We start from the raw sequence: 20118 nt of genomic DNA on the forward strand, positions 1-20118 counted from the left end.
GCCTTCCCATTTCTGACCAATAAAGGACCAACCTCATGGGTATTTTCGATTTCCTTTCCGGCGAATTCATTGATGTCATTCATTGGGTGGATGACAGCCGCGACACCATGGTTTGGCGGTTTGAGCGTGAAGGCCATGAGATCAAATACGGGGCCAAGCTGACCGTGCGCGAGGGGCAAGCGGCGGTTTTTGTGCATGAAGGGCAATTGGCGGATGTCTTTACCCCCGGCCTGTACATGCTTGAAACCAACAACATGCCGGTGATGACCACGCTGCAGCACTGGGATCACGGTTTCAAAAGCCCGTTCAAATCCGAGATTTATTACGTCAACACCACCCGGTTCAACGATCTCAAATGGGGCACCAAGAACCCGATCATCGTGCGCGATCCCGAATTTGGCCCTGTGCGCCTGCGCGCCTATGGCACCTATTCCGTAAGGGTCAGCGATCCGGCGCGGTTCCTGACCGAGATCGTCGGCACCGATGGCGAGTTTACGATGGACGAGATCAGCTATCAGATCCGCAATATTATCGTGCAGGAATTTTCCCGCACCATCGCCCGCGCCCAGATCCCGGTTCTGGACATGGCCGCGAATACCCGCGAGCTGAGCAAGCTGGTCGGCACCGAGATCGCGGCGCAACTGGCGGAATACGGGCTGGCCATGCCGGAGCTGTATATCGAAAACATCTCCCTGCCGCCCGCGGTTGAGGATGTGCTGGACAAACGATCCTCCATGGGGGTGATCGGCAATCTGAACGAATACATGCAGTTTCAGGCCGCTGAGGCATTGGGCCGTGATGGTGGGGGTGCGGCAGCCATTCAAGCGGGTCTGGGTGCAGGTCTGGGTATGCAGATCGGCCAGGCCGCTGCGCAGGCCGGGCCATGGGGCGCACGCCCACAGGTGGCTGCGGCCCCCGCCACCGCCCATATCCCGCCCCCGCCGCCACCTGTCGAACATGTCTGGCACATCGCGGTGGACGGTGAGACCACGGGACCATTTTCCAAAGCCGCGATGGGGCGCAAGGCCGCCGACGGCAGTCTTTCGCGTGAAACCTACGTTTGGACCCCCGGTCAGGATGGATGGCAACGGGCCGAAGACGTGGCCGAACTGGCCCAGCTTTTTACCGTATTGCCACCGCCCCCGCCGGGCGCGTGACGAAGGCGCGAAACTTTTGCGCGGTGTTGTCCGTGGCTGTGCCATGATGACCCGTTTGTTTCGCCCCTCGTTTCAACTGCCCAAATGGCTGCCGCAGCGGCGCACCTGGCTCAAGGCGATGCATTGGGCCATGGTGCCCATGCTGATCTGGTTCCTTCTGGTCACGCCGGATGATGTCCTGCCGTTTGGGCCAAAGGCATTTCAGGCCCATTCGATGCTGGCGCTGATTTTTGTCACGCTTTGCCTGCTTTGGACCGCCGACTATATGCGGCGCGGGTTGGCCAGCCGTCCGGGGCCGAAATTGCCGCCCTGGGCGCGGCGGGCGCATCAATGGATGCACAAGGCCTTGATCTGGGGTTTGTTCGGTGTCGCACTCAGCGGTTTTTTCCTTGGGCTGACTTCCTTTACCCTGCTCAAGGCCGGAGGGTTCCTGCCCATCGCCCCGCCTCTGGGCCTGCGCCGCGCCAATGAGATTATCGGCCAGATCCACATCTATGAATTTTACCTATTGGCCCTGATCGCCATTTGCCACGCCGCGTTTCATATCTGGCGGCACCTGCGCCTGCGCGACAACGCTCTGCGCATCATGGCGCCCAAACGATTGCATCCTTTTTTGTAGGCCCGCAGGCGGCGGCACTGGCACCCGGCGGTCAAGGCCGCTATGTCTGTGGCAAGACGAACGAGGCCCCGATGACTGATCCTCACATGCCCCCCGCCCCCGTGGCTGAACATCGATTTCCCTGCGACACCTGTGGATCGGACCTGCGGTTTGATCCCGGCGCGGCACAATTGGTCTGTGATCATTGCGGCAACACCGAAGCCATTGCAGGCACCGCCCCGCGCAGCCACGCCATCGCAGAACTGGATCTGCGTTCCGGACTGGCCGCCGATCTGCCCAGCGCCGAGATGGAAGAGACCCGCGTCACCACCTGCCCCAACTGCGCGGCGCAGGTGGAGTTTGAGGCAGGAAAACACGCCGCTGAATGCCCTTTCTGCGCCACCCCGGTGGTGGTCGATACCGGCACCCACCGCCATATCAAACCCCGCGCCGTGCTGCCCTTTGCCTTGGCCGAAGAGACCGCCCGCGATGCAATGACCAAATGGCTTGGCGGCTTGTGGTTTGCACCCAACGGCCTCAAGGAATACGCCCGCAAGGGGCGGAAAATGCAAGGCATCTACGTGCCCTATTGGACCTATGATGCGCAAACGCGGTCCTCCTACCGGGGGGAGCGCGGCACGGTCTATTATGTGACCCGCACCGTCACGCGGGATGGCAAGAGGGTGCAGGAACGGGTTCAAAAGGTGCGCTGGTCCCCCGCATCTGGCCGGGTTGCGCGGTTCTTCGATGATGTGCTGGTGCTGGCGTCCAAATCCCTGCCCAAGAAATACACCGACGCGCTGGAGCCTTGGGACCTGTCCGGGCTTGCGCCCTATGCCCCCGAGTACCTTGCCGGATTTCGGGCCGAGGCCTATGCGGTTTCGCTTGAGGATGGATTTGTCGAGGCGCGTGCGCATATGGACCGTGTGATCGAACGGGACGTGCGGTTTGACATCGGCGGCGACCGGCAGCGGGTCCATGATGTGGACACCGCCCTTTCTGACCTGACCTTCAAACATATCCTTCTGCCAGTCTGGTTGGCTGCGTACAAATATCGCGGCAAGACCTACCGTTTTGTCGTGAACGGAACCTCTGGCCGGGTGCAGGGCGAACGCCCCTATTCGGCCATCAAAATCACCATCGCGGTGATCCTTGGCCTGTTGGCCGCCGGGGTCATCGGCTATTTTGTGGCGCAAAATCAATGACCCAGATCGATACCCTGACCGATATCCTCAAGGCACGGCATTCATGCCGGGCCTTTCGCCCCGATCCGGTGGCCGATAGCACCATCACCCAGATCGTAAAAACCGCCCGCCATGTGCCCAGCTGGTGCAACGCCCAGCCCTGGCAGGTCAGCGTGACCAAAGGCGCCGGCACCGAGGCGTTTCGCCAGTTGATGCTGGAGACCGCCAGTGCGGGCGGCGTGCCGCAGCCTGATCTGCCATGGCCCAAAGGGTATTCCGGCGCCTATGCCGAACGGCGGCGCACCTGCGGTTTCCAGCTTTACGATGCGGTGGGAATCGACAAATCTGACCGCAAAAGCCGTCAGGAACAAATGCTGCGCAACTACGCGCTGTTTGACGCGCCGCATGTGGCGATTGTGCATTCCCCGGCAGAGCTTGGCCCCTACGGTGCGATGGACAGCGGTGGATTTGTCACCGCCTTTACCCTCGCCGCCACCGCGCTTGGCGTGGCCACTGTGCCGCAAGCGGCGATTGCAGCCTATGCCCCGCAGGTGCGCGAACATTTTGGGCTGGGCGATGATCGTCTGGTGCTTTGCGCGATCTCTTTTGGGTATGCCGATACGGATCATCCGGCGAACAAGTTTCGCACTGAACGGGCGGAACCATCAGATATTATCCAGTGGAAAGAGTGAGATGCGCGCAGTTCTTCAACGTGTAACGCAAGCCTCCGTCACGGTAGATGGCGCAGTGATCGGGCAGATTGAGAAGGGTCTGATGATCCTTGTCTGCGCCATGCCCGAGGACGATGAAAAAACTGCCGAGGCGCTGGCGCTCAAGATTTCCAAGCTGCGGCTGTTCAAGGATGACGCGGGCAAGATGAACCTGTCCCTGGCCCAAACCGGCGGCGCGGCCTTGGTGGTCAGCCAGTTCACATTGGCCGCCGACACCTCGCGGGGCACGCGGCCGGGATTTTCCTATGCGGCCAAACCTGACGCGGCCAAGGCGCTTTACCTGCATTTCGCCGATCAACTGCGCGGCCTCGGCATTCCGGTGGAGACTGGCGAGTTTGGCGCGGATATGTCTGTGGCATTGGTCAATGACGGGCCGGTAACCATCTGTCTGGACACCGAGCGGCCCTAGCCCGGTTTCGGCTCCAACAATTCAATCTCGACAAAAGCGCATTCAAAATCGTTGCCGTTGATCACATCGTGCTCACCGCCCAGCTCGCGATAATAGGGCACGCCGTTTTTCATCTCTGCGGTCACACGTTCTCCACCGCCAAGATCAATTTCAAGAACGCCGTCAAACAGCGGGACAACCACGTAATCATAAGCATGGCGGTGCCAGCCGGTGTTGTCCCCGCGCTTGGCAAACCGCCATTCGGTGACTTTGACCCGCTCGTTTTCGATCATGACTTTGGGCACAGCGGTGCCAGCATCAGAACACATTCGGTTTCTCCCGTAGGGACATGATGAAAGGCTGTCCGGTTTTCCGGGCAATCTATAGGTCCAAAGTATACTGTCGATTAGGTCCAGTTTTCTCACCCCGCTTTTCCATCTGCTTGACAGAATCAACGATCCCTCGGACGGTCGCGACATGACAAGCACCCCCAACGCATTGCGCGAGATCACCGAAGAGCCCGACATGGGTATCACTCTTTCTGATGGATGCCGCCTGTCGGCGCGGGTTTGGATGCCCAAAGACGCGGGCGATGATCCGGTGCCGGTGATCCTTGAATATCTGCCTTACCGCAAGCGCGACGGCACCTGCGCGCGGGATGCGTTGACCCATCCGTGGTTTGCGATGCGCGGCTATGCCTGTCTGCGCGTTGATATCCGCGGCAATGGTGACAGCGAAGGACTGATGGAGGATGAATACACCGCACAGGAACTCGACGACGCTGTTGAGGTGATCAACTGGGCCGCCGCGCAGCCGTGGTGCAACGGCAGTGTCGGCATGATGGGGATCAGCTGGGGCGGGTTCAACGGGTTGCAGGTTGCCGCGATGGATCCGGCCCCGCTCAAGGCAGTGATCACCCTGTGTTCCACTGTGGACCGTTTTGCCGATGACATTCATTACAAGGGCGGTTGCCTGCTGAATGAAAACCTCGGCTGGGGCGCGACGATGTGGTCTTATTCCTCCCGTGCGCCGGACCCTGCCCTGCGCCCCGAGGATTGGCGCGAGATGTGGCTGGAGCGGTTGGAGCATGAGCCGTTTCTGCCCGCCGCATGGCTGCGCCACCAGCGCCGCGATGCCTATTGGCAGCACGGATCGGTTTGCGAGGATTTTAGCGCAATCAAGGCCAAGGTGCTGGCCATCGGTGGCTGGGGGGACGCCTACAAGAACGCCGTGCCTCAACTGGTTGAGGCATTGCCGGGGGCCAAAGGCATTGTCGGCTCTTGGGTGCACAAATATCCGCATTTCGCCGTGCCGGAACCGCGCATCGGCTTTCTGCAAGAGGCGCTGCGCTGGTGGGATCATTGGCTCAAGGGGGAGGAAACCGGCGTTGAGGATGATCCTGACTATCGCGCCTATTTGATGGACGGTGTGCGCCCCGCGGCCTGGTACACAGAACGCCCCGGCCGCTGGGTGGCAGAGGACAGGGGCGCAACCAGCCACCTTGAAACCGAACAGCTGCACCTGACCAATGATGGATTGACCGAAACGGCGGGCCCACTGGATGCGCTGGTGTCCTCTCCCGCGCATTGCGGTGCGAATGCGGGGGAATACTGCGCGATATGGCTGGGGCCGGAAATGCCCGGCGACCAGCGCCATGATGATGCGCTGTCGCGGTGCTTTGACAGTGGTCCCCTGACCCGAGACATGGATATCGTCGGGGCGCCGCGTCTGTCATTGACCGTGGTCTCCGACCAGCCGCAAGCCCAGATCGCCGTGCGCCTGAACCACATTCACCCCGATGGTGCATCAACGCGGATCACCTATGGCGTACTGAACCTCAGCCATCGCAACAGCGCAGCGGAGCCGCAGCCGATGCAGCCGGGTGTACCTGAGGGGGTTTCTTTTGCTCTTGATCACATCGCCTATCGCGTGCCCAAAGGGCATCGCCTTCGGGTCTCGGTCTCGGACGCCTATTGGCCGCTGATCTGGCCCTCGCCAGAAAAAACCGAACTGCGGCTGACCAGGGGCACGATCGCCCTTCCCCAACGCCCGACGGCTGGCGGCGATGAATATGTCTTTGCTCCGCCCACCGCCGCCGATCCGTGGCAGACCGAAACCCTGCGTGATGAAAACCACATCCGCCGGCAGGAAACCGATATGGTCACAGGCCGCGTCAGCCTGATCATCGAGGATGATTTTGGCGCTGTGCGCGATGCCGATCACGGGCTGATCACCAGTTCCATCGCCCGCGAAAACTGGAGCATTCATCCCGACGATCCAACCTCGGCGCGGGGCATCTGTCATTGGACCGACGAATTGCAAAAAGACGACATCCGGATGCGCACCGAAACCCGCTGCGAAATGTGGTCAGACGCCACGAAATTTCACCTGACCGCCCGAATCGAAGCCTTTGAAGGGAATGACCTGATTTATTGCAGAGATGTCGAAGACAGCATTGATCGCGACAATCTGTAGTCACAACGACATGAACACCCGTTATTAACCCTTGCAGCAACAGACGAAATGCGCAAACTTGACTCCACAGTCAATAAAACCGCGAGCAACGCGGCGAACCACGATACAACCGGGAGAACCTAAATGAATGATCAACTGAATTACCTGACGGAGAAAGTAGCCAAGGGCCTGATGACCCGTCGTGAGTTTGTCGGCCGCGCCGCTGCATTGGGTGTGACGGCAGCCGTTGCAAACACCATGCTGGCCAGCTCTGCCAAAGCGGACACGCCCAAGCGTGGCGGCATGATGCGCATCGGCTCGTCCGGCGGCGAAAGCACGAACACCCAAGATCCGGCTCTGACCGCATCAGAAGTGCCTTTGAACAACCTGCGAGCCTGGGGCGAGACATTGGTCGAAGTTGACCCAAGCGGCGAGCTGGACTTCCGCATGGCCGAAAGCGTCGAAGCCTCTGCAGACGCCAAGACATGGTCCTTCAAGATCCGCAAGGGTATCCCATTTTCCAACGGCAAAGACATGACACCAGACGACGTCATGAAAACCATGGAGCGTCACAGCAACGAAGACAGCCAATCGGGTGCTTTGGGCATCATGAAGGGCATCGCGAACATGAAGGTCGACGGCGACAACTTTATTGTTGAGCTGGACACACCTAACGCTGACCTGCCGTTCCTGATGGCGGACTATCACCTGATGATCCAGCCCGGCGGCGGCATGGACAACCCCGGCGCGGGCATCGGCACGGGCCCCTACACCATCGAGATCGACGAACCCGGCGTGCGCCATGCGTTCAAGCGCCGTGACGATTACTGGGACAGCGAGAACCGTGGCTGGGCCGATGAGATCGAACAGCTGGTTCTGAACGATGCAACCGCCCGTACCGCGGCGCTGCAATCCGGTCAGGTCCATATCATCAACCGCGTTGACCCCAAGGTTGCCGCGCTGTTGGACCGCGCCCCGAACCTGAGCGTTCAATCCGCCTCTGGCCGTGGCCACTATGTGTTTATCATGCACATCGACACCGCGCCGTTTGACAACAACGAACTGCGCCTGGCGCTGAAGTATGCGATCGACCGTCAGGAGATGGTGGACAAGATCCTGCGTGGCTATGGCTCTATCGGTAACGACATGCCGATCAACGCCTCCTATCCGCTGTTTGACGAAACCATTCCGCAGCGCGAGCATTCCATCGAAAAGGCCGCCGAGCACTATAAAAAGTCCGGCCACGATGGCAGCCCGATCATCCTGCGTGTTGCAGACGGTGCCTTCCCCGGTGCGGTTGACGCCGCAGCCCTGTTCCAGCAGAGCGCGGCCAAGGCGGGTATCCCGCTGGAGATCAAGCGTGAGCCGAACGATGGTTACTGGTCCGAAGTGTGGAACGTACAGCCCTTCTGTGCCTCCTACTGGGGCGGCCGTCCGGTGCAGGATCAGATGTATGCCACGGCGTATCTGTCCACCGCGGACTGGAACGACACCCGTTGGAAGCGGGATGACTTTGACGCCCTGCTCAACGCCGCCAAGGCCGAACTGGACCAAGCCAAGCGCAAGGACATCTATTCCCAGATGGGCCGCATGCTGCGCGATGAAGGCGGCTTGATCCTGCCAATGTTCAACGACTTCGTTGCGGGCGTGTCCAACAACGTCGGCGGTTACGTGAATGATCCAAACGGCCCTGTGATGAACAACAAGTCTCACATTGCCTGCTGGCTGAAAGACGCGTGATCCGGGCCATTAGCAAATGCACCCGATTTTAAAACTCATTGTCCAGCGCGTTGCGCTGGGCATTATGCTGCTGTTTGCAGCGTCCATTTTGATTTTTGGCGGCACCATGATGCTGCCCGGCGACGTGGCCCAGCAAATCCTTGGCCAGTCTGCGACCCCAGAAAACCTTGCCAACCTTCGGGAAAGCCTTGGCTTGGACGAACCCCCAGTATCGCGTTATTTCCAGTGGCTTGGCGGTATCCTGCAAGGCGATCTGGGCACCGCGCTGACCAATGGCCGCGATATTGCCGAAAGCCTTGGCGGACGTCTCAAGAACACGTTGTTCCTCGCTTTCTGGGCCGCTGCGATCTCGGTTCCACTCGCTATTTTTCTGGGCCTTCTGGCCGTACGTTACAAAGACCGGATCCCCGACAAGGTGATCTCGGCGGTCACACTGACCACCATTTCGATCCCCGAATTTATGATCGGCTATGTACTTATTTACTGGATTTCCATCCGCCTTGGCTGGTTCTCCTCCGTTGCGATCATCAACGACAGCATGTCGCTTGGCGCGAAACTCAACGCCATTGCGATCCCCGTTATGGTTCTGACCCTTGTGGTGCTGGCCCATATGATGCGGATGACCCGTGCCGCGATCCTGAATGTGATGCAATCGGCCTATATCGAAACGGCAGAACTCAAAGGTATGGGCATGCTGCGCATCATTGCCAAACACGCCTTTCCCAACGCCATCGCCCCCATCGTCAACGTTGTGATGATCAACCTTGCCTATCTGGTGGTTGGTGTGGTCGTGGTCGAAGTGGTCTTTGCCTATCCCGGCATGGGGCAATATCTGGTGGATCACGTTGCCAAACGCGATGTGCCTGTGGTGCAGGCCTGTGGCCTGATCTTTGCCGCCGTTTACATCGGGTTGAACCTGATTGCCGACATCGTCTCAATCCTCGCGAACCCAAGGTTGAGGCATCCAAAATGAAGAACATACCTCTTTCCGCCCTCATCGGCCTGTTCTTCACTGGCCTCTTTTTCCTGATGGCACTCTTTGCGCCCTTTATCGCGCCCTATGGCATGGCCGAAGTCGTCGGCGATGTCTGGGAACCCTCTTCGTCCGAATTTCTGCTGGGCACCGACAGCATTGGCCGCGACCTGCTGACGCGTCTGATCTACGGCGGACGCACAACGATCTTTATCGCGACTATGGCAACGATCCTGAGCTTTACACTTGGCTCTGTCCTGGGCTTCTTTGCCGCGGTATCGGGCGGTTGGGTTGACCAGACCATCAGCCGCTTTGTCGATCTGATCATGTCGATCCCATCGCTGATCTTTGCGCTTGTGGTCTTGTCGGTGATGCCAACAACCACATTCATCCTGATCCTGCTGATGGGCCTTTTGGACAGCACACGCGTGTTCCGACTTGCCCGTGCTGTCGCGGTTGACATCACGGTCATGGATTACGTCGAAGCGGCCCGCCTGCGGGGCGAAAAAATCGGCTGGATCATCTTCCGCGAAACCCTGCCGAATGCGCTCTCCCCCCTCGTGGCCGAGATGGGTCTGCGCTTCATCTTCGCGGTGCTCTTCATCTCCACGCTGTCCTTCCTTGGTCTTGGTGTACAGCCACCGCTGGCCGATTGGGGCGGGATCGTGAAAGAGAACAAGGAAGGCATCAACTACGGCATTCAGGCAGCACTTTATCCGGCCTATGCCATCGCCATCCTATGTATCTCGATCAACCTTGTTGCGGACTGGATCCTGAACCGCACCACATCGCTGAAAGGGGGCCGGGGATGACCAAACCACTGCTAAAGGTACGCGGCCTCAAAATTGGCGCGACGATCTATCCACCCGGCGAACGGCCACGGGATATCGAAATTGTCCATGGCGTCGATTTCGATCTTGAGGCGGGCAAGGTGCTGGGCCTGATCGGCGAATCCGGCGCGGGCAAATCCACCATCGGTCTGGCCTCCATGGCCTATGGGCGGGGCGGTGTTGAGCTGACTGGCGGCGAGGTCTGGGTCAATGGCCGCGACATCCTGCAATCGGGTCTGCGCGATGTGCGCCGGTTGCGGGGCGCCGAGGTGACTTACGTGTCTCAATCGGCGGCGGCGTCCTTCAACCCCGCCAAGAAGATCATGGAACAGGTGACCGAGGCGGCAATCTTTCAAGGTAAATTCTCGCGCAAAGACGCCGAAGAACGGGCCGTGGAATTGTTTGCCAAGCTTGGCCTGCCGGACCCGGAAACCATCGGGAACCGGTATCCGCATCAGGTCTCGGGGGGACAGTTGCAACGCTGCATGACGGCGTTGGCGCTGTGTCCCGAGCCGGACATGGTGGTCTTTGACGAACCCACCACCGCGCTGGATGTGACCACCCAAATCGACGTGTTGGCCGCGATCAAGGACGCCATCCGCGACACTGGTGTGGCAGCCCTTTATATCACGCATGATCTCGCCGTTGTGGCGCAGGTCAGTGATCACATCATGGTGCTGCAACAGGGCGAGATGGTGGAATACGGCACCACCGACCAGATCATCAACGCACCGCGTGAGGAATACACCAAGGCGCTGGTTTCTGTCCGGTCGATCAACCACGAAGAAAAAGTTCCCACCGACACGCCGCTGTTGCGGGTTGAGAATGTCACGGCCCGCTACAAAGGCACCAACTTTGACGTGCTCAAGGGCATCAACGTGGAGCTGCACCCCGGTCAAACACTGGCCGTGGTCGGGGAAAGCGGATCTGGCAAATCGACCCTTGCGCGGGTGATCACCGGGCTTTTGCCTGCTTCGGACGGGCAGATCGTCTTTGACGATCACACGCTCACTCCCGATCTGGCCACCCGTCCGCTTGAGGATCTGCGCGAGTTGCAGATGATCTACCAGATGGCGGACACCGCGATGAACCCGCGCCAGACCGTTGGCACGATCATCGGCCGCCCGCTTGAGTTCTACTTTGGCCTCAAGGGCAAGGAAAAGCAGACGCGTATTCAGGAACTTCTCGATGAGATCGAACTGGGCGAAGGCTTTCAGGATCGTTATCCGGCGGAGCTGTCCGGCGGTCAGAAACAACGTGTCTGCATCGCGCGGGCACTGGCGGCCAAACCCAAATTGATCATTTGCGACGAGGTCACATCGGCCCTCGATCCGCTGGTGGCGGACGGCATCCTCAAACTGCTTTTGAAACTGCAAAAGATCGAGGATGTCTCCTACCTGTTCATCACCCATGATCTGGCCACGGTCAAAGCGATTGCCGACAGTATTGCGGTGATGTTCCAAGGCGAGGTTGTCCGCTATGGACCAAAATCCCAAGTGCTGGCCCCGCCTTTTGATGACTATACAGACCTGCTGCTCAGCTCCGTTCCGGAGATGAAGCTTGGCTGGCTCGAAGACGTTCTGGCCCATCGCAAGATGGAAAGCGCCGGGAACTAAGACCAAAAGGACAAGCCGGGCGCGTTTGCCCGGCTTTGTTTGTTTTGTGGCTGCTTTGACGGCACCCGCAATAGGCAAACCTCCGACCATCTTGCAATCAAAGATTGAACTTGCGATCAGCGCATAGGGAGGTTAACAGGTTACTGTACACCCCTCAACGACAGGTAATTTCATGTCACAATTCTTTATCTTTTCGGCGCCAGCTTTTGTGCGGCCCGTCTCAGACAATTACGTCGATCCAACAGGAACCTTCACCACATTCAACACGCATTTTTCCGCAACCGCAGTCACATTTGAAGCTTTGGGTGAAGCGGAATTGAAGACCAGATTAACAGGGTCTTTTCAGCAAGACGGCGACGGCAGGATCACAGGCACCATCACCGGCATCAGAACGACGCTTGAGGAACCGTCCTATGTTTACGAAGGTGTCCCGATCGAGCAAACGGTTGTGCAGCTTGACGTCAATGGCGTTGATTTCAGTCACTACTCCAATGCCGTAGCCGGCAATGGCCAAGCCAATGATCAGCCCTGGACCAACGAATTGGATGCGGCCTTTTTTGCCGGAGATGACGAAATCACCGTTGAGGCATTGTCCGATGGCACAACACCGCTTGTCGTAAACGGGCATGATGGCGATGACCGTATTCAGATCGAGCCTGAATTTTACGATTTTTTCGGCAATGTGTTGGTCAGCGATCAAATATTGCCAGATACTGACATCGATCTCACCTATGTTGAACGTTGGAAGACATTTGCCCCCTCAGCGAATACCGTAATCGAAGGCGGTGCCGGTGACGATCATATCCGGTCCTCCATCGGTGATGATACCGTGTTCGGGGGAAGCGGTGACGATTTCATTTTCTCGGATATCGGGCAAGATCGTCTATACGGCGGGCCAGGAAATGATGAACTGAGGTCAACCGAAAAAGGAATATTTGGCAGCGATGTGTCCGTGGGGGCAACAGCGGTTTATAACTATCCAAGCTCAAATTTTATCATAAATGTCGAGCAGAACGTCGCGAGGATTCATACAGAATTGCAGAGCATCGTGCCGCTTGACCACTACGAAGGCATCGGCCCTTCTGCATCGCTTGACACGGTATTGCTGATGCGAACCATCTCCGTCCAAGACAAAGTGGCGGACAGAGAAGGCTCAGACACCCTGTTCAACATTGATTTTCTGGAATTTCAGGACCGTACCATTGATCTAAATGAGCTGAGCACCTTTCATTTCCATACCAACGATGAGGTGCATCACCTGACAGGAGACGCCACAGCCCTCAATATTGGCGCACTTCGCGATGCGGTTGAATTGAGTGACGCAGAAGCGCGCGAATTGGTTGAGATCTACACCGCGTTTTTCGACCGTGCGCCAGATGCTTTGGGTCTGTATTTCTGGGCGCAGCATGTGGTGAAGGGGATGTCTCTTGAAGAGGTCGCAGGGCATCTTGCCGCCTCTGTCGAGGCGCAGGCGTTGTTTCCGTTTGACGATGGTCCTGCGGCGTTCATTTCCGCCGTCTATCAAAACGTCCTGAACCGTGCACCGGATGCCGATGGCTTGGCGTTTTGGTCTGGCGTGCTGGAGGCGGGCCAGATCAGCCGTGGAGAATTGGTGCTTGAGATCATCCGCGGCACCCGGGCCGAAGCTTCCACAGATGACAGTGCGGAAACCATATCCCAGCGGGTCACCGATGCGCTGTTTCTGGAGGCGAAGACCTATCTGGGTCTCTATTTTTCGGCCTACAAAGGAATGAGCAATGTCGATCATGCCGAAAACGTGTTCGAGACATTCGACGGCTCCGGTCAAAGCTTTGCCGAGGCGAAGACCTTGATCGAGGATTACCACGAAGCAGCGATGGACCCGGATACGGGCGAGTTGTTGATCACCATGGTGGGCATCACGGGCGGGATGTTTGACACGTAACTTGGAACGTCAACTTCACCCTGACGAACAGCGCGCCAATTGGCGTAAGATATGACATAGGCCGGGCGCGATTGCCCGGCCTGTTTTTGTTTGGATCGCCTTGACATTATAAATGTCATTATGACATGCTTAATGTCATGAATCACTTACATCATCTTTACCAGGTTATCTGGCAATCCCGCCCCCTGATGCAGGCTGCAGAAGCGGCGGTGGAACGCGGCCTCGAGGGCAGCGGGCTGACCGTTCGCATGCGCGCGGTGCTGGAAATCCTCGCAGATGGCGGCGCAGCGACGGTCCCCGAAATCGCGCAGCGTCTTGAGATCAAACGGCAATATGTACAGCTGATGATCAACGACACCCATGACGCCGGGTTCACTGAGGCGGTCCCGAACCCCCGTCATCAACGCTCCAAGCTCATTGCCCTGACCGAGACCGGGCAGAGCCTTATTGCTCAGGTCATGCAGCGCGAGAAGGAATTGCTGAAAAGGATCGGTGGCGATCTGCCTGATGAAGAGTTGGAGATCACACTCAGAACCATGCAGCAATTGATCGCGCGGCTAAAGTCCGCCACCGAGGAGAAGGCTCCGTGACGGTTTTTCTTTCTGCTCTTGTCATTGGCGGTCTCACCCTATGGCTTCTTCACGGCATCAGGCTGATAAAACGGGTCAGTACCGGCCCTCTGGTTCGAGGGCAGTCCGAAACGGCACTTGTGATGATCGACCTGCAAACCGTCTTCTGGCAGGATGGCCCCTACAACGCAGATCAGAAGGCCAAGGCAGAAATCGCAATCTTGCATGCGGTGGAACGGGCCAAGGCCAATGGCATCCCCGTCATCGCCCTGCGGCAGGAATGGTCCATCCCCTCGACCAGAGTGATTGCACGCCTCACCATGAAGGGGGCTGCAGTGGCGGGCTCGGATGGCACCGAAATTGCCGGGCCCTTTGCGGGCAAGGCGGATCATACACTGGTCAAGCGGGTGCAGGACGGATTTGAAACGGGCGCACTTGACCCCTTGCTGAAAAAACTTGGGGTCGGCCATTTGCATGTGATGGGGCTGGATACCGCCTATTGCGTGGCCAAAACGGCGCTTGCCGCCCGCGCACGGGGGTATCAGGTGACAATTGACCGGCGGACGATCCTGGCCGGGGATCAAACGGCCGGGGAGAAAGCCCTGAAACAGCTTGAAGAAAACGGCGTTACATTGATCTAGCCCGGATCAGAAGGTCAGTTTCGCACCGATGATCAGCGTATGAGATTGTACCCCCGCATCGCCGACCGCCTTGGGCATGATCAGCGGCACAAACCCGTCGTTGAACATGTATTCCGCGCCCAGCTTTAGATGCTTGCTCATGTCCACCTCAACGCCCAGCACAGCCTGATCCATCTTTTCCCACTCGGTGCCCTTGGCCCCCTGCACACCGCGGCTCAGCGATAGGGAATAGGTGGCGGGTTTGCCAAACAGCTCTGACCGGTAGCGGCCCTGAAGAGTCAATGCGCTGACCTTATGGCCGGTCGCGGGCCAGATGCCGGTGGTCTTGGTGAACTCCGCCATCAGGTCATAGCGGTCTGCACTCAGCGTCGCGTTCATGTTATAGGCGCCATTCCACAAACGGGCGGTTCCGGCAGAGGGCGGATGATGGGCAATTGCGCTGTCATAGATCGTGCCCCGCAGATAACCACCGCCCAGTTGCAGTTGCATCCCGCCCTTCAGGTCCACCCGGTGCGCGAGGTTGACCGCGTAATTCTCGTAATCGCCATCGTTGTCCGGGCTGTCCACGACCCGCAAACCGCGATGGCCAGGGATAAGGCTAAAGGCCAGATCGGTGTTCTTGCCCAGATAGCCGACTTCGATCACCGGATCTTTCGATTGCGCCCAAAAATAGTGATTGCTGTGCGAATGGGTGAAGGGGGCATAGGTGGCAAAATTGCCAAAATTCACCGTCTTGCGCCCCACTGCCAAGTAAAACGGCGACCGGTCCAGATCGCCAAGCGCGACCCAGTATTTGCGCAGTTGCAGCGCATCCTGGCCGGGGTATTCGACTTCGGTATATTCAGCCTGGGCAAAGGCTGTGACCATCGGCAGCGCCAATGTGGCATGCACGGTGGCCTCGTTCACCACGCCATAAACATCAGAGGTGCCGCTGGTGTGGGTCGGCGGCAGCCGCGACAGGATCGGGAATTTACCAGCGGTATTGGTGCGCTCGGCAATGATCGTGGCAAAAAGTCGCCCGCCAAAGGTCAGCGTGCCAATCTCGCCTGACTGCCGGGCCCGCAGGGCGATGCCCACCTTGCCCGTGACGTCCCCCTGCCGGTCCAGCATCCGTTCCGAATAACGCAAGGAGGTGCCTGTGGGAGAATTGGCTTGGTCCGCCTCTCCCGGCTTTGCCCCTACAAGGAGAAAAACACCCGCCAAAGCAGCAGTAAACTTTTGAAAATGCGTCATGAAATGAACCCGCCCGATTTGATAACCGCCGAAAATACGGCAGTTTCATCAAATTATCACGGTTTCGTGATCGACTGAATGACCAATTTTGCCACATGGCCCCTAAGTGGTAGGTGACGTGGGGCAAAGGTGATAAATTTGGCCCAACTGCCCCCTTTCTATTCAGAAATACATCTGTGATGGTTCTCAAAACCGCAAGCAATGAGGTGCCACGTGGACAACAAACTTTTGCTGATCATTCTCGACGGCGTGCCCTACCGCAACTGGCGCAGGCTGTTTGGCAATCTGGAAGGCTGGGTGGACAGTGGTGATGCGCGGGTCTGGAAGATCCGGTCGGTGCTGCCCTCCATTTCCGCCTCTTGCTATGCCTCGATCCACACCGGCGTTGCACCTGCGGTGCATGGCTGCACCGGCAATGGCAATGTCTTCCGCCTCAAGGAAAAAGACGTGTTCAGCCAGGTCCGCGAAGCGGGCGGCGTGACCGGCGCGGTCGCACACAGCTTTTGGTCAGAGTTCTTTAACCGCCATCCCTTCGATTATGTCCGTGATGTCGAATATGACGAACCGGACAGCGCCACGATCAACCACGGCCGATTTCACACCATGACTGGATACGGACAGACCAATCAGATGACCCCCTCTGATGTGGATCTCTTTGCCTCGCTGACCAACCTCTGCCTGCGCTTTGGTCTCAATTACGGCATGTTGCACACCTGCACGCTCGACAGTATGGGCCACAGGTTCTTTCACGAAAGCCAGGAAATGGATCATGCCTGTTTCGTGATGGACGAAATGCTGGCCCCGTTCATCCCCAAATGGCGGGCCGCTGGGTATGAGGTGATCGTGACCGCAGATCACGGTCAGGACGCCCGCGGCCACCACGGCGGGCGCGACCCGCTGCAACAGGAGGCGGCGCTTTATTACTTTGGGCCGGCTGAGGGACCAGCAGAGGATATAGTGATTGATCAATTGCAGCTGGCACCAACGATCCTGCACAGGCTCGGCGCACCGATTGCTGACACGATGAAAGCCAAGAGGTTTTTGTCCTAAAGGTTTGATCTGGTGGGGTTACTTCCCCGCCGGCTCCGCATCATAGGGCCATTGCCCCTGCCCCAGTGCCGCCACTGCATCAATCACCCGATCAAAAAACGCAGCCGCACGGACCGAACAGGACCGCGCGCGCAGACAGGCATGCACCATGCCATCCATGTTGAACCACACCGCCTTGCCGCCCGCACCTTGCACCGCATCGCGATACGCACCGCCATCGCTTGACAACGGATCACATTGCGCGGTGATCAGGACGGTTGGCGGCAACCCACCAAAATCGCTGTCATGCAAAGGTGCAAACCGCGGATCACCTTTTGGCGGCTCCAACCCTCCCGTGCGCACGGTACGGTAAAACGCCATATCCGCGACCGTGAGCTGCGGCGCATTGGCATGCTCTACGTAGGATCCCTGCCCCCAATCGCCGCCCAGCCCGGGATAGATCAACACCTGCCCTCTGACCCGCCCGTCAATACGGCCCCGCGCATGATGGGCCATCGCCGCCGCCAAATTGCCGCCAGCGCTGTCGCCGCAAAGGATCAGATCACCGTCAAACGCGTCTGAAATGGCCGAGAAGGCCGCCCAGGCATCGTTGAAACAGCCCGGAAAAGTCACATCCGGCGCGAGACCATAGTCCACCGAAATCACCCGGTATCCGGTGCGTTTGCAGATCTCGGCACAGACATCATCGTGGCTGTCCAGACTGCCCACGACAAAGCCGCCACCGTGGTAGTAAACCACCGTCACCGCGCTGTCTGACACCTCATAGCGGCGGCAGGGCACGCCGCCGTAAGGTTCATCCGTGACCGTGACACCCTCCGGACGCCCCTGATAAAAGATCGCGCACATGTCGTCATAGAGGCGCCGCTGATCCTCTATCGTCATTTCAACCGCATCGGGCGGATAGGCCGCGTCGAGCCGGGCCATATAGGCCCAGGTCTCTGCATCGATCAGCGATTGATAATCGGGGGGGCTCACACCAGATCCCAAGCCCCGGTGAAGTCATTCAGCACATTGGCCACATCCCCTTCGGACGCGCCATTGCCCGCAACTTTGGCCACCAAACCGCGCTTTTTGTCATCGATCACCGAAGTCACCCGTGCCGCGACGCCCGCTTTCTCCAGCTCTTGGTTAAAAATACGGGTGATTGCCATCTTGCGCAGATCGGGTTTGAAAATCTTGCCAACTGCCGTTTTTGGCAGTTCATCCAGGATCGTCATATGCTTGGGCCGCGCGGCCCGCTCATGCACTTCTTTCTCGCAATGCGCCAACAGCTCTTCGGGTGTGACGGATGCGCCATCGACCAGCTCAACAAAGGCACAGGGCAGTTCGCCCGAATGCGCGTCCGGCTGGCCAATCGCACCGGCAAAGGCCACAGCCTCATGGCTAAGCAAGGCCTCTTCGATCTCGGCCGGATCAATATTGTGCCCGCCCCGGATGATCAGATCCTTGGACCGGCCCGTGATCCACAGATAACCGTCGCTGTCCACACGGCCCAGATCGCCGGTGCGCAGATACTTGTCCTTGTAGTAAAGCCCCTCGTTCTTTTCCGCCTCGGTGTAGGTGTTGCCCACATAGACACCCGGATTGGACACGCAAATCTCGCCGATCTCGTCAATCGCCGCCTCGACATCGCCCTTGTCCGTTCCCTTGATGATTTTCACATCTGTGTAGGGGAACGGAATGCCGATCGATCCGACCTTTTTCACCCCGTCCACTGGGTTGCCCGACACAAGGCAGGTCGCCTCGGTCATGCCGTAGCCTTCGACAATGGTCATGCCGGTGGTTTGTTCAAACCGGCGGAACAGCTCAAGCGGCAAAGGCGCGGAGCCTGAGAAAGCGGTTTTCACCGTGGAAATATCAGCATTCACCGGAACCTGCATGGTCGCGGCCAGCGCGGTCGGCACCGACACAACAAAGGTCACCTTCCAACGTTCAACCAGTTTCCAGATGTTGTCGAAGACCCCTTCGCCGCGATAGCCCTGCGGGGTTGGGAAAACGATATGCGCACCAGAAGACAGCGCGCCCAGCAGCATCACCTGACAGGCCATCACATGGAACAGCGGCAATGGGCAAAGCATCACGTCGTTTTCGTCCAGCAGCAAGGTCGAGCCGACCCAACCGTTGTAGATCGTGCCGGAATACAGGTGCTGCGCGACCTTTGGCATGCCCGTGGTGCCGCCCGTGTGGAAATAGAACGCCACGCGGTCTTCTTGCACGTCCTCAAAGGTCAACTTCGTAGGCTGCTTGGCCAGCTCGGCATTGAAATTCATATATTTGGCCTGATTTTCGACCCGGCCCTTGGGGCGTATCAATGGCACGATCCAAGACTTTGGCGGCGTCAGATAGCGCACCAGATCCACTTCCAGAACCGTATGGACACCCGGCGCCAGCTTGACCGCCTCGGCGGTTTTCTCGGCCACATCCGTCTTGGGGAACGGGCGCAATGTCACAACCACAGACGCCCCGGTTTCGCGCAGGATCGATCCGATCTGTTCGGCATCCAAAAGCGGGTTGATCGGATTGGCGATCCCCGCCACACCGCCGCCCAACAGGGTGATCGCGGTTTCATTGCAATTGGGCAGCACATAGGCCACCACATCCTTGGGGCCGACGCCCAGTGACCGGAACAGGTTCGCTGCCTGTGTCACACGGCCATGAAGCTGGGTCCAGTTCAGCGTCTCCGCCTTGTCCTTCGGACCCGAAAAAATCTGATACGAGATCGCATTGTGGTTCGGAAACTTCGCGGTTGTGTCACTCAGCAACCCATAAAGCGTCTTGGGCACATCCCGTTCCGCCCACGGCATTTCCGCCTCGATCGCGTTGCGATCCTCCATCCCGGCAAATGTCATCGCCATTCCTCCCCTTGAGCGCCGATTTTTCGGCTTTGTTTTCCCTGAAGGACAGGATGCGGCGAAATGCAGCATTTCGCAAGCTTGCAAGGTACATGGACGCCGCGTCACCCTCTATGACGTCACGACAAAAGGCGCCGGACATTGCTGTACCGGCGCCTCCAGCCTTTTTGGCCTTAAA

At 58.5% G+C, this 20118-nt stretch carries 18 protein-coding genes; 14 read left to right on the forward strand and 4 right to left on the reverse strand.

Annotated features, from left to right (window positions below; genetic code table 11):
• The first annotated feature begins 35 nt into the window (after positions 1-35).
• The 5 genes from JNX03_RS08035 to dtd all read left to right on the forward strand — a co-directional run bounded on the left by JNX03_RS08035 (position 36) and on the right by dtd (position 4079).
• Positions 36-1157: an SPFH domain-containing protein gene (locus JNX03_RS08035; RefSeq protein WP_025047777.1), complete on the forward strand. Its 1122-nt coding sequence runs from the start codon at positions 36-38 to the stop codon at positions 1155-1157.
• Positions 1158-1200: 43 nt separating this feature from the next.
• On the forward strand, positions 1201-1776 hold the full coding sequence (locus JNX03_RS08040) for a cytochrome b/b6 domain-containing protein (protein WP_231024285.1): 576 nt from the start codon (positions 1201-1203) through the stop codon (positions 1774-1776).
• A gap of 71 nt (positions 1777-1847) precedes the next feature.
• Positions 1848-2960: a TFIIB-type zinc finger domain-containing protein gene (locus JNX03_RS08045; protein ID WP_203211861.1), complete on the forward strand. Its 1113-nt coding sequence runs from the start codon at positions 1848-1850 to the stop codon at positions 2958-2960.
• A complete protein-coding gene (locus tag JNX03_RS08050; RefSeq protein WP_203211862.1) occupies positions 2957-3631 on the forward strand; it encodes a nitroreductase in 675 nt (224 codons plus the stop codon). Before JNX03_RS08045 ends, JNX03_RS08050 begins: the two co-directional genes overlap by 4 nt.
• A gap of 1 nt (position 3632) precedes the next feature.
• On the forward strand, positions 3633-4079 hold the full coding sequence (gene dtd, locus JNX03_RS08055) for a D-aminoacyl-tRNA deacylase (RefSeq protein WP_203211863.1): 447 nt from the start codon (positions 3633-3635) through the stop codon (positions 4077-4079).
• Here the strand turns inward: dtd and JNX03_RS08060 are convergent.
• Complete coding sequence (locus tag JNX03_RS08060; protein ID WP_203211864.1) at positions 4076-4387, reverse strand: cupin domain-containing protein; 312 nt, start codon at positions 4385-4387, stop codon at positions 4076-4078. The genes dtd and JNX03_RS08060 overlap by 4 nt on opposite strands.
• Positions 4388-4535: 148 nt before the next feature.
• Between JNX03_RS08060 and JNX03_RS08065 the strand changes: the two genes are divergently transcribed.
• From JNX03_RS08065 to JNX03_RS08100, 8 genes are all read left to right on the forward strand, one after another.
• The gene (locus JNX03_RS08065) at positions 4536-6533 is read left to right on the forward strand and encodes a CocE/NonD family hydrolase (RefSeq protein WP_203211865.1); all 1998 of its coding nucleotides are present in this window, start codon (positions 4536-4538) and stop codon (positions 6531-6533) included.
• Between the two features lie 123 nt (positions 6534-6656).
• A complete protein-coding gene (locus JNX03_RS08070; RefSeq protein WP_203211866.1) occupies positions 6657-8252 on the forward strand; it encodes an ABC transporter substrate-binding protein in 1596 nt (531 codons plus the stop codon).
• A 16-nt stretch (positions 8253-8268) separates the two neighbouring features.
• Positions 8269-9225 (forward strand): ABC transporter permease, encoded by a 957-nt coding sequence (locus tag JNX03_RS08075; RefSeq protein WP_025047785.1) that lies wholly within the window; start codon positions 8269-8271, stop codon positions 9223-9225.
• On the forward strand, positions 9222-10037 hold the full coding sequence (locus tag JNX03_RS08080; RefSeq protein WP_203211867.1) for an ABC transporter permease: 816 nt from the start codon (positions 9222-9224) through the stop codon (positions 10035-10037). Before JNX03_RS08075 ends, JNX03_RS08080 begins: the two co-directional genes overlap by 4 nt.
• Complete coding sequence (locus tag JNX03_RS08085; protein ID WP_203211868.1) at positions 10034-11671, forward strand: ABC transporter ATP-binding protein; 1638 nt, start codon at positions 10034-10036, stop codon at positions 11669-11671. Before JNX03_RS08080 ends, JNX03_RS08085 begins: the two co-directional genes overlap by 4 nt.
• Before the next feature lie 172 nt (positions 11672-11843).
• The gene (locus JNX03_RS08090) at positions 11844-13595 is read left to right on the forward strand and encodes a DUF4214 domain-containing protein (protein WP_203211869.1); all 1752 of its coding nucleotides are present in this window, start codon (positions 11844-11846) and stop codon (positions 13593-13595) included.
• A 188-nt stretch (positions 13596-13783) separates the two neighbouring features.
• The gene (locus JNX03_RS08095; protein WP_231024283.1) at positions 13784-14185 is read left to right on the forward strand and encodes a MarR family winged helix-turn-helix transcriptional regulator; all 402 of its coding nucleotides are present in this window, start codon (positions 13784-13786) and stop codon (positions 14183-14185) included.
• Positions 14186-14307: 122 nt separating this feature from the next.
• Positions 14308-14805, forward strand: coding sequence for a cysteine hydrolase family protein (locus tag JNX03_RS08100; protein ID WP_231024281.1), 498 nt, complete (start codon positions 14308-14310; stop codon positions 14803-14805).
• A 6-nt stretch (positions 14806-14811) separates the two neighbouring features.
• On the opposite strand, the gene JNX03_RS08105 is transcribed toward JNX03_RS08100, so the two are convergent.
• On the reverse strand, positions 14812-16038 hold the full coding sequence (locus JNX03_RS08105; protein ID WP_203211871.1) for a hypothetical protein: 1227 nt from the start codon (positions 16036-16038) through the stop codon (positions 14812-14814).
• 213 nt (positions 16039-16251) lie between these two features.
• Here JNX03_RS08105 and JNX03_RS08110 point away from each other — a divergent pair, with 213 nt between their 5' ends.
• Positions 16252-17088: an alkaline phosphatase family protein gene (locus JNX03_RS08110; protein ID WP_203211872.1), complete on the forward strand. Its 837-nt coding sequence runs from the start codon at positions 16252-16254 to the stop codon at positions 17086-17088.
• An 18-nt stretch (positions 17089-17106) separates the two neighbouring features.
• Here the strand turns inward: JNX03_RS08110 and JNX03_RS08115 are convergent, their stop codons facing one another.
• Positions 17107-18063, reverse strand: coding sequence for an alpha/beta hydrolase (locus tag JNX03_RS08115; RefSeq protein WP_231024278.1), 957 nt, complete (start codon positions 18061-18063; stop codon positions 17107-17109).
• Positions 18060-19937 (reverse strand): acyl-CoA synthetase, encoded by a 1878-nt coding sequence (locus tag JNX03_RS08120; RefSeq protein ID WP_203212184.1) that lies wholly within the window; start codon positions 19935-19937, stop codon positions 18060-18062. Before JNX03_RS08120 ends, JNX03_RS08115 begins: the two co-directional genes overlap by 4 nt.
• Positions 19938-20118 lie beyond the last annotated feature (181 nt).

Origin of the sequence: Sulfitobacter mediterraneus, assembly GCF_016801775.1 — a bacterium.
GTDB classification, from domain to species: Bacteria; Pseudomonadota; Alphaproteobacteria; order Rhodobacterales; family Rhodobacteraceae; genus Sulfitobacter; species Sulfitobacter mediterraneus_A.

Coding starts and splice junctions, on each gene's coding strand:
- JNX03_RS08035 (WP_025047777.1), top strand. CDS start 36: ATGGGTATTTTCGATTTCCTTTCCGGCGAATTCATTGATGTCATTCAT.
- JNX03_RS08040 (WP_231024285.1), top strand. CDS start 1,201: ATGATGACCCGTTTGTTTCGCCCCTCGTTTCAACTGCCCAAATGGCTG.
- JNX03_RS08045 (WP_203211861.1), top strand. CDS start 1,848: ATGACTGATCCTCACATGCCCCCCGCCCCCGTGGCTGAACATCGATTT.
- JNX03_RS08050 (WP_203211862.1), top strand. CDS start 2,957: ATGACCCAGATCGATACCCTGACCGATATCCTCAAGGCACGGCATTCA.
- dtd (WP_203211863.1), top strand. CDS start 3,633: ATGCGCGCAGTTCTTCAACGTGTAACGCAAGCCTCCGTCACGGTAGAT.
- JNX03_RS08060 (WP_203211864.1), bottom strand. CDS start 4,387: ATGTGTTCTGATGCTGGCACCGCTGTGCCCAAAGTCATGATCGAAAAC.
- JNX03_RS08065 (WP_203211865.1), top strand. CDS start 4,536: ATGACAAGCACCCCCAACGCATTGCGCGAGATCACCGAAGAGCCCGAC.
- JNX03_RS08070 (WP_203211866.1), top strand. CDS start 6,657: ATGAATGATCAACTGAATTACCTGACGGAGAAAGTAGCCAAGGGCCTG.
- JNX03_RS08075 (WP_025047785.1), top strand. CDS start 8,269: ATGCACCCGATTTTAAAACTCATTGTCCAGCGCGTTGCGCTGGGCATT.
- JNX03_RS08080 (WP_203211867.1), top strand. CDS start 9,222: ATGAAGAACATACCTCTTTCCGCCCTCATCGGCCTGTTCTTCACTGGC.
- JNX03_RS08085 (WP_203211868.1), top strand. CDS start 10,034: ATGACCAAACCACTGCTAAAGGTACGCGGCCTCAAAATTGGCGCGACG.
- JNX03_RS08090 (WP_203211869.1), top strand. CDS start 11,844: ATGTCACAATTCTTTATCTTTTCGGCGCCAGCTTTTGTGCGGCCCGTC.
- JNX03_RS08095 (WP_231024283.1), top strand. CDS start 13,784: ATGCAGGCTGCAGAAGCGGCGGTGGAACGCGGCCTCGAGGGCAGCGGG.
- JNX03_RS08100 (WP_231024281.1), top strand. CDS start 14,308: ATGATCGACCTGCAAACCGTCTTCTGGCAGGATGGCCCCTACAACGCA.
- JNX03_RS08105 (WP_203211871.1), bottom strand. CDS start 16,038: ATGACGCATTTTCAAAAGTTTACTGCTGCTTTGGCGGGTGTTTTTCTC.
- JNX03_RS08120 (WP_203212184.1), bottom strand. CDS start 19,937: ATGACATTTGCCGGGATGGAGGATCGCAACGCGATCGAGGCGGAAATG.